This is a genomic window from Nocardia sp. NPDC057227, assembly GCF_042669725.1.
Lineage (GTDB): Bacteria > Actinomycetota > Actinomycetes > Mycobacteriales > Mycobacteriaceae > Nocardia > Nocardia asteroides_A.
Genome location: NZ_JBHUXA010000002.1, coordinates 362,189 through 377,191, shown reverse-complemented (window position 1 = coordinate 377,191; position 15,003 = coordinate 362,189). Strand labels below are relative to the sequence as shown.

The window sequence follows — 15,003 nt, the reverse complement described above, 5'->3', positions numbered from 1 at the left end:
CGGTCAGAAGGCGGCTTCGTCCAGCTCCATGATGTCGTTGTCCAGCTCGGCGAGCACCCCGCGGACGGCGGTCAGCCCGGGCAGCACATTCCGCGCGAAGAACTGCGCCGCGGCGATCTTGCCGGTGTAGAAGTCCCGGTCGGCCGCGGGCGGCTCGGTGGCCAGCGCGGCCGCGGCGGCCTCCGCCTGGACCAGCAGCCGCCAGGCGATGAGCAGGTCGCCGACGGCGAGCAGGAAGCGCACCGAGCCGAGCCCGATCTTGTACAGCTCGGCCGAGTCCTGCTGCGACGCGCCGAGATACCCGGTCAGGATGCCCGCCATCGCCTGTACGTCGGCGAGCGCGGTGGCGAGCAGGGCGCGCTCCCGGACCAGCCGCCCGGTCCCCACCTCGAGGAAGCCCTGGATCTGCCCCGCGACGTGGCCGAGCGCGACCCCGCGATCCCGGATGATCTTGCGGAAGAAGAAGTCCTGGGCCTGGATGGCGGTGGTTCCCTCGTAGAGGGAGTCGATCTTGGCGTCCCGGATGTACTGCTCGATCGGGTAGTCCTGCAGGTACCCCGAGCCGCCCAGGGTCTGCAGCGATTCGGTCAGGTACTGGTAGGCGCGCTCGGAGCCGACGCCCTTGACGATCGGCAGCAGCAGGTCGTTCACCCGGGCGGCGGTGTCCGCGTCGGCGCCGGAGACCAGCTGCGCAACGTCCTCGTTCTGGTGCGCCGCCGTGTAGAGGTAGACCGCGCGCAGCCCCTCGGCGTACGCCTTTTGCATGGCCAGGCTGCGCCGCACGTCCGGGTGGTGGGTGATGGTGACCCGCGGCGCGGCCTTGTCCGCCATCTTGGTGAGGTCGGCGCCCTGCACGCGCTGCTTGGCGTAGTCGAGCGCGGTCAGGTAGCCGGCGGAGAGCGTGCCGGTGGACTTGACGCCGACCATCATGCGCGCGTTCTCGATCACCTGGAACATCTGCGCGATGCCGTCGTGCACCTCGCCGACCAGCCAGCCGACCGCGGGCACGCCGTTGCCGCCGAAGGTGAGTTCGCAGGTGGGCGAGGACTTGAGCCCCATCTTGTGCTCGAGGCCGGTGACGACGACGCCGTTGCGCGCGCCGAGCTCGAGGGTCTCCGGGTCGAAGTGGAACTTGGGCACGTAGAAGAGCGAGAGCCCCTTGGTGCCCGGCCGCGCGCCCTCGGGGCGGGCGAGCACCAGGTGGAAGATGTTCTCGGTGAGATCGCCCAGGTCGGCGCCGGAGATGAAGCGCTTGACGCCGTCGATGTGCCAGGTGCCGTCCGGCTGCTGGACCGCCTTGGTGCGGCCGGAGCCGACGTCGGAACCCGCGTCCGGCTCGGTGAGCACCATGGTGCCCTGCCAGCCGCGCGCGAAGCCCTCGCGCGCCCAGTGCTGCTGCTGCTCGGTGCCGACGGTGTAGAGCACCTTCGCCATCACCGCGCCCATGGTGTAGAAGGCCGCCGACGAGTTGGCGCAGGTGATCATCTCGTTCACCGCCCAGGCCAGCACCGCGGGGGCGGGGGTGCCGCCCATGCCCTCTGGCAGCGCGAGCGCGCCCCACCCGGCGTCGTAGACCGCGCGCACCGAGCGGGCGAGCGGCTCCGGCACCGAGACGTCGCCGGTGGCGGGGTCGAAGGTGGGCGGCTCGCGGTCGGCGGCGGCGAAGGACTCCGCCACCGGCCCCTCGGCCAGCCTGCGCACCTCGTCCAGGATGGCCCGCGCGGTCTCGGAGTCGAGGTCGCCGTAGGCGCCGGTGTCGAGCAGTTTGTCGAGTTCGAACACCTCGAACAGGTTGAACTCGATGTCCCGCAGATTCGCCCTGTAGTGGCCCACCGCTCCTCCTGACCCAACCGCGATTGACATTTTCCGCAGCCTGCCGCAGGGACTTCGGGCTACGCAACCGTAGGCGGCGGACGCCGCTCACCGCCGGTCACAGCGCGGTCTCGGCAAGGTTTCACACGGGCGAAACATCGGCAACGAATTCGTCACCGACAGATATTCCTCGGCAACAGAAGCGGCCTACCGTTCATCGCGGATACGGCCTCTGTATACATCCTGACGTGGGCGTATTCGGCTTGTTCGATGAGGAGAAGGGTTCGCCCCCATGTCAGATTCCCGTTCGAAACGACTGCGTCGTGCAGTCGCGGTGCCGGCCGCGATCGCACTCGCCGGACTCCTGGTGACCGCCTGCGGCGCCAAGGACGACGCCTCGACAAGCGGCTCGGATGCCGCGTCCTGCGTCGACACGTCGCAGCCGACCATCAAGGTCGGCTCGCTGCACTCGCTCTCCGGCACCATGGCGATCTCCGAGGTCACCGTGGCGAACTCGACCAAGCTGGCGGTGGACCAGATCAACGCGGCCGGCGGCGTGCTCGGCAAGCAGATCCAGATCGTCCTGGAGGACGGCGCCTCGGACCCGAAGACCTTCGCGGAGAAGGCCGAGAAGCTGATCAGCTCGGACTGCGTGGCCGCGGTCTTCGGCGGCTGGACCTCGTCCAGCCGCAAGGCCATGAAGCCCAAGTTCGAGAGCCTGAACTCGCTGCTCTACTACCCCGTGCAGTACGAGGGGCTGGAGGACAGCAAGAACATCTTCTACACCGGCGCCACCACGAACCAGCAGATCATCCCGGCGCTCGACTACCTGAAGCAGAAGGGCGTGAAGTCGCTCTACCTGGTCGGCTCGGACTACGTCTTCCCGCAGACCGCGAACCGCGAGATCAAGGCGTACGCGGCGGCGAACGGGATCGAGATCAAGGGTGAGGACTACACCCCGCTCGGCTCCACCGACTTCTCCACCATCGTCAACAAGGTGCGCACCGCAGACGCGGACGCCGTCTTCAACACCCTGAACGGCGACTCCAACGTCGCCTTCTTCCGCGAGTACACCAACGCCGGGCTCAAGGCCGCCGACATGCCGGTGGTCTCGGTGTCGATCGCCGAGGAGGAGGTCGCGGGCATCGGCGCGCAGAACATCGCGGGCCAGCTGACCGCCTGGAACTACTACCAGACCGTCGACTCGCCGGAGAACAAGGCGTTCGTGGCCGCGTACAAGGCCGCCTTCGGTGCGGACAAGCCCACCTCGGACCCGATGGAGGCGGCGTACGCCTCGGTCTTCCTGTGGAAGAACACGGTGGAGAAGGCGAACTCGTTCGCGGTCGCCGATGTGCAGGGCGCGGCCGACGGCGTCAGCTTCGCGGCGCCCGAGGGGCCGGTCACCATCGACGGCAAGAACCACCACATCACCAAGACCGCCCGGATCGGCGAGATCCGCCCCGACGGCCTGATCTACACGGTCTGGGATTCGGGCACGCCGATCAAGCCGGACCCGTACCTCGAGTCCTACCCCTGGGCCGACGGCCTGAAGTAACTCCCCGACACCGGTGCGGGGCGGCGCTGCCGCCCCGCACCGGCTCGATCCCGAAGGGGGTACTCCTCGATGGACGTCATGATCGGCCAGCTCTTCACCGGGCTGAGCCTCGGATCGATTCTCCTGCTCGCCGCGCTCGGCCTCTCGCTGACCTTCGGACAGATGGGCGTCATCAACATGGCGCACGGCGAGTTCATCATGGCCGGCTGCTACACCACCTACGTCGTGCAGACGGTGGTCTCCTCGGCAGGCGTCTCGCTGCTCATCTCGCTGGTGATCGGCTTCCTGGTCGGCGGCCTGCTCGGCGCCGCGCTGGAGATGGGGCTCATCCGCTGGATGTACGACCGGCCGCTGGACACCCTGCTGGTGACCTTCGGCGTCGGGCTCGTGCTGCAGCAGCTGGCCCGCGACATCTTCGGCGCCCCGGCCAAGAACGTGCTGGTGCCGGAGTTCCTCAGCGGCGGCGTCACCATTCTCGGCGCGGTGGTGCCGAAGACCCGCATCTTCATCCTGGTGCTGGCGATCCTCGCGGTGACGGCGCTGGCCGTCGCGCTGAAGACCACCCCGCTCGGCAGGCGGATCCGGGCCGTCGTGCAGAACCGCAGCCTGGCCGAGACCAGCGGCGTCTCCAGCCGGTTCACCGATATCAGCACCTTCTTCATCGGCTCCGGGCTGGCCGGCGTGGCCGGCGTCGCGCTCACCCTGATCGGCTCGACCAGCCCGACCATCGGGCAGAGCTACCTGATCGACGCCTTCCTGGTGGTCGTGATCGGCGGGCTCGGGCAGATCAAGGGGACGGTGATCGCCGCGTTCGCGCTCGGGCTGCTCAATTCGTTCATCGAGTACTCCACAACGGCCTCGATCGCCAAGGTGATCGTCTTCGTGATCATCGTGATCTTCCTGCAGGTCCGGCCGCAGGGGCTCTTCACCGTCCGGACAAGGAGTCTGGCATGACCACGCTCATCCAACGGTGGCGCGCGAACTCCAGGGTCACCACGCTGGCCGGCTTCGCGGTGGCCGCCGTGCTGCTCTTCGCGGTGGCCCCGGCCGTGCTCAGCGACTTCCGGCTGAACCTGCTCGCCAAGTTCCTCTGCTTCGCCATCGTGGCGGCCGGGATCGGGCTGGCCTGGGGCCGGGGCGGCATGCTCACCCTCGGCCAGGGCGTGTTCTTCGGGATCGGCGCCTACATCATGGCCATGCACCTGCAGCTGGCCGATGCCGAGCGGCTCGGCAACGACGTGCCCGAGTTCATGGACATCTCCGGGATCAGGGAGCTGCCCGCGCTCTGGGTGCCGTTCGCCTCGGCTCCGGTCGCGCTGCTCGGCATTCTCGTGATCCCCGCGCTGGTCGCGGCGGTGCTCGGGTACGGGGTGTTCAAGCGCCGGGTGAAGGGCGCGTACTTCGCGATCCTGAGCCAGGCGCTGGCGGCCGCGCTGGCGATCCTGCTCACCGGGCAGCAGGCGCTCGGCGGCTTCACCGGGCTGTCGGACTTCCGCGCCTTCTTCGGCTTCAAGCTCTCCGACCCGGCGAACCGGCAGATGCTGTTCTTCATTGCCGCGGGCACGCTGCTCGTGGTGGTGGCGATCGTGCGCCAGCTCATGCGCAGCCGCTACGGCGAGCTGCTCGTCGCGGTGCGCGACCAGGAGGAGCGGGTTCGCTTCCTCGGCTACGACCCGGCCAATATCAAGATCGTGGCGTACGTGGTGGCGGCGTTCTTCGCCGGGATCGCGGGGGCGCTGTTCACGCCGATCGTCGGGATCATCTCGCCCGCCGACATCGGCGTCGTCCCCTCCATCGCCTTCCTGATCGGGGTCGCGATCGGCGGCCGCACCACGCTGCTCGGGCCGGTGCTCGGCGCGATCGGCGTCGCCTGGGCGCAGACCTCGCTCTCCGAGCAGTTCCCGTCCGGCTGGACCTACCTGCAGGGCGTGCTGTTCATCGTGGTGGTCGGCTTCATCCCGGCCGGGCTGGCCGGAATCTGGCCGATGCTCAAGGGCCGCGTCGACTTCGGACGGTTCCGGCGCAAGCCGGAGCCGGAGCCCGCGGCCCCCGAACGAGAGAAGGTGGCGGCGCCATGAGTGCACCGGCCAAGGCGGGGATGTCCGCCGAGTACCTGGAGGTGCGCGGCCTCTCGGTGAGCTTCGACGGCTTCAAGGCCGTCACCGAGGTGGATCTGACCGTGCTGCAGGGCGACCTGCGCTTCCTGATCGGCCCGAACGGCGCGGGCAAGACCACCCTGATCGACGCCATCACCGGCCTCGTGCCCGGCACCGGGTCGGTGCAGAAGACCGGGGTCGAGCTGCTCGGCAAGAAGGTGCACCAGATCGCGCGCGCCGGGATCGGGCGGACCTTCCAGACGGCGAGCGTGTTCGAGCAGCTCACCGTCCTGCAGAACCTGGACATCGCGGCGGGCGCGGGCCGCTCGGCGCTGACCCTGCTGCGCACCCGCAAGGGGGTGCTGCCCGCCATCGAGGAGGCGCTGGAGACCACCGGCCTCACCGCGCTGCGGGACAAGCCCGCCGGGGTGCTCGCGCACGGCCAGAAGCAGTGGCTGGAGATCGGCATGCTGCTGGTGCAGAACGCCACCGTGCTGCTGCTGGACGAGCCGGTCGCGGGCATGAGCGCCGAGGAGCGCGAGGAGACCGGGAACCTGCTGCGCCGGATCGGCGGCGAGCGGGTCGTCGTCGTGGTCGAGCACGACATGGACTTCATGCGTGCCTTCGCCAACTCGGTGACGGTGCTGGCCGGCGGCAAGCTGCTCAGCGAGGGCAGCGTCGAGCAGGTGCAGGCCGACCCGAAGGTGCAGGAGGTGTACCTCGGCACGGCCGCCGAGATCGACAGCACCGGAGCCGATCTGAGCGATGTCACCACTATCGCCGCCGAAGAGGAGACCGACGATGCTCGAGCTCGATGACGTGCGCTCCGGCTACGGCCGCACCGAGGTGATCCACGGCGCCACGCTGACCGTCCCCGACGACAGCGTCGTCGCGGTGATGGGCCACAACGGCGCGGGCAAGACCACCCTGCTGCGCACCGCGGTCGGGCTGATCGGGGTGAAATCCGGGCGGATCGCCTTCGACGGCGAGACCATCACCAAGCTCGCCCCCTCCAAGCGGGTGCGCCGCGGCATCGCCTACGTGCCGCAGGGGCAGCAGAGCTTCGGCCAGCTCAGCACCATGGAGAACCTGCAGGTGGTGGCGGACGGCCGCAAGCGCGGCAAGGCGCTGATCGACGAGGCGCTCGACCTCTTCCCCGCGCTGCGCGAACTACTACCGCGCAAGGCCGGGTTGCTCTCCGGCGGCCAGCGCCAGCAGCTCGCCATCGCGCGGGCGCTGATCACCGAGCCGAAGCTGCTCATCCTGGACGAGCCGACCGAGGGCATCCAGCCCTCGGTGGTGGCCGAGATCGAACGCACCATCATCGAGCTGACCGGGCGCGGCGGGCTGAGCGTGCTGCTGGTCGAGCAGCACATCGGCTTCGCGTTGCAGGCGGCGCAGCACTACTACGTGTTGCAGTCCGGCCGGATCAGCTCCAGCGGGGAGGGTGGGGCAGGCGCGGAGACCGCGGTCCGCTCCGCCATGGCGATCTGAGCGCCTGCCATGGCGCGGATTCCGCTGCGCGAGCAGGTCTACGACGCACTGCGGCGTGACCTCGCGGGCGGCGCGCTGCCCGCCACCGAGCGGCTCCGCGAGGAGCGGCTGGCCGCCGGGTACGGCGTCTCCCGCACCCCCGTGCGGGAGGCGCTGGCCCGGCTGCTCGCCGACGGGCTGGTGCAGCGGCATGCCGACGGGCTGTACCCGTTCCGGCCCCGGTTGGACGAGCTGGACAACCTGTACGAGCTGCGCATCGTGCTCGAGGCGCGGGGATTGCAGCGGGCGCTGCCCGGCCCCGCCGGGGTAATTGCCGCTGCCGAGGGCAGGGCCGCCGGCGCGTCCAGGACCGACGCACCGCTGGATGCGGGCGAAACCTCGGCGACTCTTCCCCGGCACGACCTCACGGAGGTACGGGCCGAACTCGCGGTGTGGCAGTTGCTGCGCGACGATCCGCCGGAGCCGGGCCCTGCGCTCGTCGCCGCGGACGAGCGATTCCACCTGACGCTGCTGCGCGCCGCGGGGAACCCGGCGCTGGCCGATGCGCTGCACACCGTGTACGAGCGGGTGCGCCCGGTGCGCACCATGGACCTGCCGAACCCCGAGCGGATCGCGGTGATGACCGCCGAGCACATCACGGTCGCCGAGCACCTGCTCGCCGGCGACCTGGATGCGGCACTGCGCGCGCTCACCACCCACATCGACACCTCGCGCGCGCACGTCCGGCTCCGCGCCGAACAGGCCATGGAATACACGAAACTGGCGCGCGCAGTGCGAGATTGACCGCTCAGCAGTCGGGTTGCAGTGGGAAGCAGGCCGGCGGCCGCGTGCTGGAAGCGGGCGGCGGGGTGCTGGTGGCGCTGGGCGCGACCGGCTCCCCGGTGTCGCCGTCGTCGTGGATCAGCGCGGTCGCGACCACCCCGAAGACCACGAAGAGCCCGAGCAGCGCCGCCAGGATGATGGCCCAGGTGGTGCTGCGGTGGTGCCGGTGCGGTTCGCGCGGGGTCGGCGCGACCCGGGGCACCACCGGCGGCGGGATCACCGACGGCCGCTGCTGCTCCGGCGACTGGTCGAAGCCGGCGGCGAGCAGCTCGGCGCGCGGCGGCACCGCCTCCCCCGCGCCGAGTTCCCGGCAGGCGCCGAGCACCCCGTCGGCGGTCCAGGTGCGCGGCCCCTTCGCGAAGTTCTCCAGGTAGATGCGGAGTTCGGTGGTGTCGGCGGCATTGCCGACCACCACGTCCAGCCCCGGCCGCAGCGTGGTGCGGGCCGGGCGCACCACCACCCCGCGGAACGGGACGAGCACCGCCGCCCCGCAGACGTGGCCGGGGTCGCGCAGCCCGCGCTCCAGCGCCGCGCGCACCGCGTAGGCGCTCTGCTCCACCCGGTCCGCGAGGTCGCCCGAGCCCTGCTGCTCCAGGTCGAGCGGGGAATCGCTGATCAGCCACGGCTTTCCGGGAACGGCCGTGAGGATGCCGCTCTGCCTGCGCCGGAAGCCGAAGACCTCGAGCACGGTCAGCCCGGTCGGGGTGAAGAGCACCGCCCCGACCCGCCTGGCGCCACCGCTCTCCCCGATCGGCACGTCGAGCAGCGCGAGCCCGGTGGACGGCAGGGCCCCGAGACATTCCGCGAATTCCCGCTCGGCGCCGGAGAGTTCCGCCCCGGGCCGTACCCGCACCAGCATGAGGTTGTCCCCCCGACGATCTAGTTTTTCAGTGCAGGCAAAGTATCGCGCCGAATGCGGAGGGTCGTGATGGTTGCGGCCAAACCGTCGTATTGATTGACCAGCAGGACGATTTCGATGAGCTCGCGCTCGCCGTAGTGCGCGGCAAGCGCCTGCCAGGTGGCGTCGTCCAGGTCGCGCTCGGCGACCAGTTGGTCCACCGCGGCGAGCAGGGCGCGGTGCTTCTCCGACCAGCCGTCGGCGCCCGGCCCGGTGCGCAGCCGCTCCGCGATCTCAGGGGTCACCCCGGCCCGGCGGCCGAGCCGCAGGTGGTGGTCGTATTCGTAGTCGCAGTCCCGCAATTGGGCCACCCGCAGGATCACCAGCTCGGCCTCGTGCCGCGGCAGCCGCCCGCCCGGCATGAGCTTGCCGGAGTAGTGCAGCCAGCCGCGGAACAGCCCGCGGGTGCGGCCGAGCGTGCTGAACAGCTGCGCGTCCCTGGTCCCGGCGGCGCGGGAGAGCGCCTGCCAGACGAGCCAGTTGATCGGACCGAGTTCGCTCAGCCGTCCGGGGGCGATCCGCGGGGTGCTCATAGGGGGTGAGTTTAGTTGCCGGGTGTCGCCGGGCGGGGTTCGCGGCGCGAACCGTCAGGGCTCGATGAGGTCGGCGAATCCGGCCAGTACGCGGTTCAGGCCGAACTCGTAGGCGTGTTCGGCGCTGTAGGCGGCGTCGTGCGCCTGGCCTGCTGCGGCGCCGACGCGGGTGGCGAGGGGGTAGCGGGCCGGGTCGATGACCCGTTCCAGCACCGGGCCGACCCGAGCCCACCACCGCGCGTCGTCCATGCCGGTCGCGGCGGCATTGCGGGCCAGGTCGATGCCGATCCGCGCGGCGGCGGTGACGAAGCCGAGCAGGTGGGTGAGCGCGGCGTCCATGGTGACGTCGTCCAGGCCGAGGCCGTCGAAGGCGGCGAGCTCGTGCTCGTACTTGGCCAGCTGGCCGGGGCCGAGCGGCGGGCGGGTGGCGGGGAGATCGGCCACCCAGGGGTGCCGGGCGAGCAGCGCGCGATTGCCTGCGGCGACCGCGCGCACCCGGGCGCGCCAGGGCAGTCCGGCCGGGTCGGTGCGGTCCATCGCGGCGTAGACGCTGTCCAGCATGAGGTCGAGCAGCTCCGCCTTGCCCGGCACGTAGGTGTAGGTGGCCATCGGGGTGAGGCCGAGCCGGTCGGCCACCGCGCGCATGGTGAGCGCGCCGAGCCCGTCCGCGTCGGCCAGCGCGACGGCCGCCGCCACCACCTCGTCCACGCTGCGGCGCTGCCTGGGGCCGCGGCCGCGCGGGCGCGCACCCGGCTCGCGCCAGAGCAGCTCCAGCGTGCGCGCCGGATCGTTCTTCTCGCTTGCCATCCGCCGATCTTACATGTACAACGTATAGAGTACTTAGTACAGAGTTTATGGGAGGTCTCGTGCACATCACCGCTTCGTGCGTTTCGCTCAATGTCCCCGACCCGCGCGCCTCGGCCGACTTCGCCATCAGGCACCTCGGCTTCACCGAGCACAACTCGGCCGACGGCTACATCGCGCTGAGCAGGGCGGACGCGGGTTTCGACCTGGTCTTCCTGAAGACCGGGCTGGGCAGTTTCAAACCGGCCAGGATCGCGGGCAGCGCGGGCGAGGGGTTGCTGGTGGCGTTCGTGGTGGACGACATCGACGCCGAGTACGCCCGGCTGCGCGCGGCGGGCGCGCCGATCGAGACCCCCATCGAGACCGAGGAGTGGGGCGAGCGCTACTTCCAGTTCACGGACCCGAACGGCATCGTGCTGCAGCTGGTGCAGTGGGTCTCCGGCCCGGAAGGCACCGGGCCGGAGCACTGAGTCAGAGCGCGGCGCGGAATACCGACTCGGCGGTGACAGCCGGACGGCCGATGAGCTTCACCAGGTCACCGGAGGTGACGTCGAGCGCGCCCGCCTCGATACCGGCGTCGGAGTCGGCGAACACCTCGGCCATCGGGGCGGGGAGCCCGGAGTCGATGAGCGCGGCGGTGTAGCCAGCGCGGCCCAGGTTCTCGTACCGCACCGGGGTGCCGAGCGCGGCGGCCATGGCGTCGGCGAGCTCGGCGTGCGAGAGCGGCTGATCGCCGCCGAGCTCGTAGACCCGGCCGCCCTGGTCGTCGGCGGTCAGGACGGCGGCGGCAGCCTCGGCGTAGTCGGCCCTGGCCGCGCCGGCGATCCGGCCGCCCGCCGCGGCGCCAGAGAACGCGCCGGTCGCCCTGGCCTGCTGCAGGCTGCCGAGGTAGTTCTCCCAGTACCAGCCGTTGCGGAGCAGGACGAGCGGGACCGCACCCGCGCGCAGGATCTCCTCGGTGGCGCGGTGCTCGTTCGCCAGGATCAGCGGGGTGGTGTCGGCGTCCGGGATGCTCGTGTAGGCGAGCAGCTCGACGCCGGCTCGCTCGGCGGCGCGCAGCACGGTGGTGTGCTGCGCGACCCGCTGCCCGAACTCGTTGCCGGAGACCAGCAGCAGCCGGGTTACGCCTGCGAGCGCGGCATCGAGCTGGTCCGGGTCGTCGTACGCCGCCCGGCGCACCTCGATGCCGCGCTCGGCGAGGTCGGCGATCTTCTCCGGGGTGCGGGCGATCGCGATCGGCGCGGCGCCCTTGCGCGCCAGTGCCTCGACGACGAGCCGGCCGAGCTGGCCGCTTGCTCCGGTGACGGCGACGGTCATGGGTTTCCTCCTGCGGTTCGGACTGTTCCACAGCACTAACTTTTCGTAAGCACTATTCATTCCCCGGTATCGTCGAGGGATGGAATCGGAGCACGACCCGCAGCTGGAGTCGGATGTCTTCGCCCGCAACTGCACCTCTCGCCCGGTGCTGCAGAACCTGGCGGGCCGCTGGGGCATCCTCGCGCTCGTCGCGCTGCGCGCGGGGCCGTACCGGTTCAGCGCGCTGCGCCGCCGGGTGGACGGGGTCAGCGAGCGGATGCTCGCCCAGACCCTCCGGGCGCTGGAGCGCGACGGCATGGTGCACCGCGAGGTGCTGGAGGCCATCCCGCCGCGGGTCGAGTACACCCTCACCGAGCTCGGCGCCGAGATCGCCGACCAGCTGGAGGCGCTGGTGAAACTGGTCGAGCTGAACATGCCGCGGGTGCGCGCGGCACAGGATGCCTACGACCGGGATTGACCTGCGCCCCGCCGCGGTTGTTCCTGCCATGGAACTCGACCGCGCCCTCGAATTCGCCCGCAGCACCACCCGCTCGGTGCTCACCACGCTGCGCCGGGACGGCCGCCCGCAGCTCTCCAACGTCCTGCACGTGACCGGTGCCGACGGGAAGATCCGCATCTCCATCACCGCCGACCGGGCCAAGTACCCCAACCTGCGCAGGCAGCCCTGGGCCGCGCTGCACGTCACCGACGACTCCTTCGGCTCCTATGCCGTGCTCGAAGCGGACGCCGAGCTGACCGACGTCGCCACCGACCCCGGCGACCCGGCCGTCGACGCCCTCGTCGCCTATTACCGGGCCGGCTCCGGCGAGCACCCGGACTGGGACGAGTACCGCCGGGTCATGGTCGCCGACCGCCGCGTCCTCCTCACCCTCACCCCGACCCGGGCGTACGGGTTGCTGCGCTGAGGGGTCAGCCGCGCTTGCGGCGGGTGCTCGCCAGGCGTCGGTTGGGAGCATTGCCGAGTGCGGTGCGCGGGTGCCTGACCACCCGCGCCCCCGGCGGCCGGTTCGCGGCCGCGCCCCCGCCTCGATTCGACTCGACCTCCCGCAGCACGGCGGCGATCGGCTCGAGCAGCGCCATGACCGGTTCCAGTACGGCCGCCACGTCGACGCGCACCTGCTCCCGCTGGTCCGGCGCCTCGTCGGACCCGGCGCCGCCGCGTGGGTACGCCGGGGACAGGTACACGTCGATCAGATTCTGCAGCGCGACCGTCTCCGCCGCCCCCGGTCGCCGATGCGCCGCGACAGCCTGCTCGATCACCGCGCGCAACCACGCACCGGTGGACACCCCGCGCTCCTGCGCGAGCGAACGCGCGGCACGCAGCGTGGACTTCGGCAGCCGCAGGCTGTAGCCGGCCATCGGCGACGATTCGCTCGGCTCGTGCGCGGTCAGGGTCGCCGCCGCGATATCCGCCGCGACATCGTGCGAGTCGTAGTAGTCGGCTGCTTCTTCCATGCGAGTGCGCTGCTCAGAACTCATGACCTTCGAACTTTCTTCCGGTACTCCCGCTTCTCGGCCTGTGTCATCTCCCGAGCGGTGCAGACGAAGTGACGGCCGTCCGCGGCCTCCGCGAGGACCACCGTCAGGAAGCGCCCCGCATAGCTGCGCCCGAGCAGGATGGTGGTTCCGTCCCGACCCGGGAACGTGTGGAACGGCACCTCCGTAGCCTCGTCCACCTCCTCGGGCGCCACGTCATGTCGAGCTATGTGCGCCTCCGAGCTCTCTGTCCACATCAACTCGAACACGGAACAGCGTATCACGTTCGTAATACGCCCCGAGATCCAATATCAGCGCAGCTCCGACACCCGGACGAACCGATACCCCTGTCCGCGCAACTCCCCGACGATCCGCGGCAGCGCGGCCAGCGCCTCGCCGGTCCCGTACGGCGGCGATATCGGCGGCCGCGGACGATTCCGGCTCCACGTCCCACATCACCGTGGTCCGCCCGTGCTCGGCCAGGTACCGCGGCAGCGCGAGGAACTTCTTCCCGTAGGGCGGCCGGAAGGTGATCTCGCCGGTGTACCCGGCGGCGCGGATGGCGACGTCGGTGCGCTCGACCTCGTCGCGCACGGCGCCCGGGGGCGCGCTCGCTCGGCCCATCGTCCAGGGTCAGCGCGACCACCTTCGAGGCGATCCACCGCACCCGCCCATCCAAACAGCGACGCCCCGGCCGCGAAAGCCGGGGCGTCGGGAAAGGCGGGGGTCAGAAGTTGATCATGTGCCCGGCGAGCCCGTGGAACGCCTCCTGCAGCGCCTCACTGAGCGTCGGATGGGTGTGCACGTTGCGGGTGAGCTCGTTGACCGTGAGGTCCCACTTCTGCGCGAGGGTGAGCTCGGGCAGCAGCTCGGAGACATCGTGCCCGATGAGGTGGCCGCCGATGAGCTCGCCGTACTTCTTGTCCGAGATCAGCTTGACGAAGCCGGTCGGGTCGCCGAGGCCGTGCGCCTTGCCGTTCGCGGTGAGCGGGAAGGTGGCGACCTGCACGTCGTACCCCTCGTCGCGGGCCTGCGCCTCGGTCAGCCCGAAGCTGGCGACCTGCGGCTGGCAGAAGGTGGCGCGCGGCATCATGCGGTAGTCGCCGAGCGGCACGGTGGGCGCGCCTGCGATGGTCTCGGCGGCGACCACGCCCTGCGCCTCCGCGACGTGCGCGAGCTGCAGCTTGGCGGTGACGTCGCCGATGGCGTAGATGTGCGGCACGTTGGTGCGCATGTGGTCGTCGATGGCGATGGCGCCGCGCTCGGTCAGCTCGACGCCGGTGTTCTCCAGGCCGTAGCCATCGACCCGGGGCGCGAAGCCGACGGCCTGCAGCACCTTGTCCACGGTGACGGTCTCCACCGAGCCGCTCTTGTTGTCCTTGATCGCGACGGTGACCTTGGCGCCGTCGTCGTCGATGGACTGCACGGCGGCACCGGTGCTGATGGTGATGCCGAGCTTCTTGTACGCCTTGGTGATCTCCTTGGAGACGTCGGCGTCCTCGTTCGGCAGCGCGCGGTCGAGGAACTCGACGATGCGCACGTCGACGCCGTAGTTCTTGAGGACGTAGCCGAACTCCATGCCGATGGCGCCCGCGCCGACGATGAGGATCGAGCCGGGCAGGTCACGGGTGAGGATCTGCTCCTCGTAGGTGACCACGTTCTCGCTCAGCGAGGTGCCGGGCAGCAGCTTGGTGTTGGTGCCGGTGGAGATGATGGCATTGTCGAACGTGACCGTCTCGGTGCCGCCCTTGGACAGCTCCACCGAGATCGTGTTCGCGTCGGTGAAGGTGCCCTTCCCGTCGAACTCGTCGATCTTGTTCTTCTTCATCAGGAAGTGGACGCCCTTGACCCGGCCGTCCGCGACCTTCCGGCTGCGGTCGTACGCCGCGCCGAAGTCGAACGAGACGTCCCCCGAGATGCCGAAGGTCTTGGCTTCCTTGGTGAAGATGTGGGCGAGTTCGGCGTTGCGCAGCAGCGCCTTCGACGGGATGCAGCCCACGTTCAGGCACACACCGCCCCAGTATTTCTGCTCGACGATCGCTGTTCGCAAGCCGAGTTGAGCGGCGCGGATCGCGGCGACGTAACCGCCGGGACCAGCGCCGAGAACGACGACATCGTAGTGGGAAGTCACGGCATCGAGCGTAGTCCTGTATGCGCGGTCCGGCCCAGCCACCCGGGAGCGAACGCCGCGCCGCC

Annotated in this window: 18 protein-coding genes; 9 read left to right on the top strand and 9 right to left on the bottom strand. The window is 70.4% G+C overall.

Going from position 1 to position 15,003, the window contains the following annotated elements:
- Positions 1-3: 3 nt before the first annotated feature.
- Positions 4-1,833 (bottom strand): acyl-CoA dehydrogenase, encoded by a 1,830-nt coding sequence (locus ACFUJ1_RS05060; RefSeq protein WP_378642612.1) that lies wholly within the window; start codon positions 1,831-1,833, stop codon positions 4-6.
- Between the two features lie 271 nt (positions 1,834-2,104).
- On the opposite strand from ACFUJ1_RS05060, the gene urtA reads away from it, so the two are divergent.
- The 6 genes from urtA (at position 2,105) to ACFUJ1_RS05030 (ending at position 7,740) form a co-directional block, all read left to right on the top strand.
- Positions 2,105-3,367, top strand: a complete 1,263-nt coding sequence (urtA, locus tag ACFUJ1_RS05055; protein WP_378642610.1) for an urea ABC transporter substrate-binding protein — start codon at positions 2,105-2,107, stop codon at positions 3,365-3,367.
- A 69-nt stretch (positions 3,368-3,436) separates the two neighbouring features.
- A complete protein-coding gene (gene urtB, locus ACFUJ1_RS05050; protein WP_378642608.1) occupies positions 3,437-4,321 on the top strand; it encodes an urea ABC transporter permease subunit UrtB in 885 nt (294 codons plus the stop codon).
- Positions 4,318-5,445 carry an urea ABC transporter permease subunit UrtC gene (gene urtC, locus ACFUJ1_RS05045; protein ID WP_378642606.1) on the top strand — a complete coding sequence of 376 codons (1,128 nt, stop codon included), beginning with the start codon at positions 4,318-4,320 and terminating at the stop codon, positions 5,443-5,445. Before urtB ends, urtC begins: the two co-directional genes overlap by 4 nt.
- Positions 5,442-6,281: an urea ABC transporter ATP-binding protein UrtD gene (gene urtD, locus ACFUJ1_RS05040; protein WP_378642603.1), complete on the top strand. Its 840-nt coding sequence runs from the start codon at positions 5,442-5,444 to the stop codon at positions 6,279-6,281. Before urtC ends, urtD begins: the two co-directional genes overlap by 4 nt.
- Positions 6,265-6,957, top strand: a complete 693-nt coding sequence (gene urtE / locus ACFUJ1_RS05035; RefSeq protein WP_378642601.1) for an urea ABC transporter ATP-binding subunit UrtE — start codon at positions 6,265-6,267, stop codon at positions 6,955-6,957. The genes urtD and urtE overlap by 17 nt, the downstream gene beginning before the upstream one ends.
- A gap of 9 nt (positions 6,958-6,966) precedes the next feature.
- On the top strand, positions 6,967-7,740 hold the full coding sequence (locus tag ACFUJ1_RS05030; RefSeq protein ID WP_378642598.1) for a GntR family transcriptional regulator: 774 nt from the start codon (positions 6,967-6,969) through the stop codon (positions 7,738-7,740).
- A gap of 4 nt (positions 7,741-7,744) precedes the next feature.
- Here the strand turns inward: ACFUJ1_RS05030 and ACFUJ1_RS05025 are convergent, their stop codons facing one another.
- Genes ACFUJ1_RS05025 through ACFUJ1_RS05015 form a run of 3 tightly spaced genes read right to left on the bottom strand, consistent with a single transcriptional unit; the run spans position 7,745 to position 10,017 of the window.
- Positions 7,745-8,638 (bottom strand): NERD domain-containing protein, encoded by an 894-nt coding sequence (locus ACFUJ1_RS05025; RefSeq protein ID WP_378642596.1) that lies wholly within the window; start codon positions 8,636-8,638, stop codon positions 7,745-7,747.
- Between the two features lie 20 nt (positions 8,639-8,658).
- A complete protein-coding gene (locus ACFUJ1_RS05020) occupies positions 8,659-9,210 on the bottom strand; it encodes a carboxymuconolactone decarboxylase family protein (protein ID WP_378642594.1) in 552 nt (183 codons plus the stop codon).
- A 54-nt stretch (positions 9,211-9,264) separates the two neighbouring features.
- Positions 9,265-10,017, bottom strand: coding sequence for a TetR/AcrR family transcriptional regulator (locus ACFUJ1_RS05015; protein WP_378642591.1), 753 nt, complete (start codon positions 10,015-10,017; stop codon positions 9,265-9,267).
- 59 nt (positions 10,018-10,076) lie between these two features.
- Here ACFUJ1_RS05015 and ACFUJ1_RS05010 point away from each other — a divergent pair, with 59 nt between their 5' ends.
- Positions 10,077-10,484, top strand: a complete 408-nt coding sequence (locus tag ACFUJ1_RS05010; protein ID WP_378642588.1) for a VOC family protein — start codon at positions 10,077-10,079, stop codon at positions 10,482-10,484.
- 1 nt (position 10,485) lies between these two features.
- On the opposite strand, the gene ACFUJ1_RS05005 is transcribed toward ACFUJ1_RS05010, so the two are convergent.
- Positions 10,486-11,331: an NmrA family NAD(P)-binding protein gene (locus ACFUJ1_RS05005; RefSeq protein WP_378642585.1), complete on the bottom strand. Its 846-nt coding sequence runs from the start codon at positions 11,329-11,331 to the stop codon at positions 10,486-10,488.
- 79 nt (positions 11,332-11,410) lie between these two features.
- Between ACFUJ1_RS05005 and ACFUJ1_RS05000 the strand changes: the two genes are divergently transcribed.
- A complete protein-coding gene (locus ACFUJ1_RS05000) occupies positions 11,411-11,788 on the top strand; it encodes a winged helix-turn-helix transcriptional regulator (protein WP_378642583.1) in 378 nt (125 codons plus the stop codon).
- 28 nt (positions 11,789-11,816) lie between these two features.
- Positions 11,817-12,236 (top strand): PPOX class F420-dependent oxidoreductase, encoded by a 420-nt coding sequence (locus tag ACFUJ1_RS04995; protein WP_378642580.1) that lies wholly within the window; start codon positions 11,817-11,819, stop codon positions 12,234-12,236.
- 4 nt (positions 12,237-12,240) lie between these two features.
- On the opposite strand, the gene ACFUJ1_RS04990 is transcribed toward ACFUJ1_RS04995, so the two are convergent.
- From ACFUJ1_RS04990 to lpdA, 4 genes are all read right to left on the bottom strand, one after another.
- Complete coding sequence (locus tag ACFUJ1_RS04990; protein ID WP_378642578.1) at positions 12,241-12,786, bottom strand: hypothetical protein; 546 nt, start codon at positions 12,784-12,786, stop codon at positions 12,241-12,243.
- A 20-nt stretch (positions 12,787-12,806) separates the two neighbouring features.
- The gene (locus ACFUJ1_RS04985; protein ID WP_378642575.1) at positions 12,807-13,022 is read right to left on the bottom strand and encodes a hypothetical protein; all 216 of its coding nucleotides are present in this window, start codon (positions 13,020-13,022) and stop codon (positions 12,807-12,809) included.
- A gap of 1 nt (position 13,023) precedes the next feature.
- The gene (locus ACFUJ1_RS04980) at positions 13,024-13,401 is read right to left on the bottom strand and encodes a hypothetical protein (RefSeq protein ID WP_378642573.1); all 378 of its coding nucleotides are present in this window, start codon (positions 13,399-13,401) and stop codon (positions 13,024-13,026) included.
- A gap of 133 nt (positions 13,402-13,534) precedes the next feature.
- The gene (gene lpdA, locus ACFUJ1_RS04975; protein WP_378642570.1) at positions 13,535-14,938 is read right to left on the bottom strand and encodes a dihydrolipoyl dehydrogenase; all 1,404 of its coding nucleotides are present in this window, start codon (positions 14,936-14,938) and stop codon (positions 13,535-13,537) included.
- Positions 14,939-15,003 lie beyond the last annotated feature (65 nt).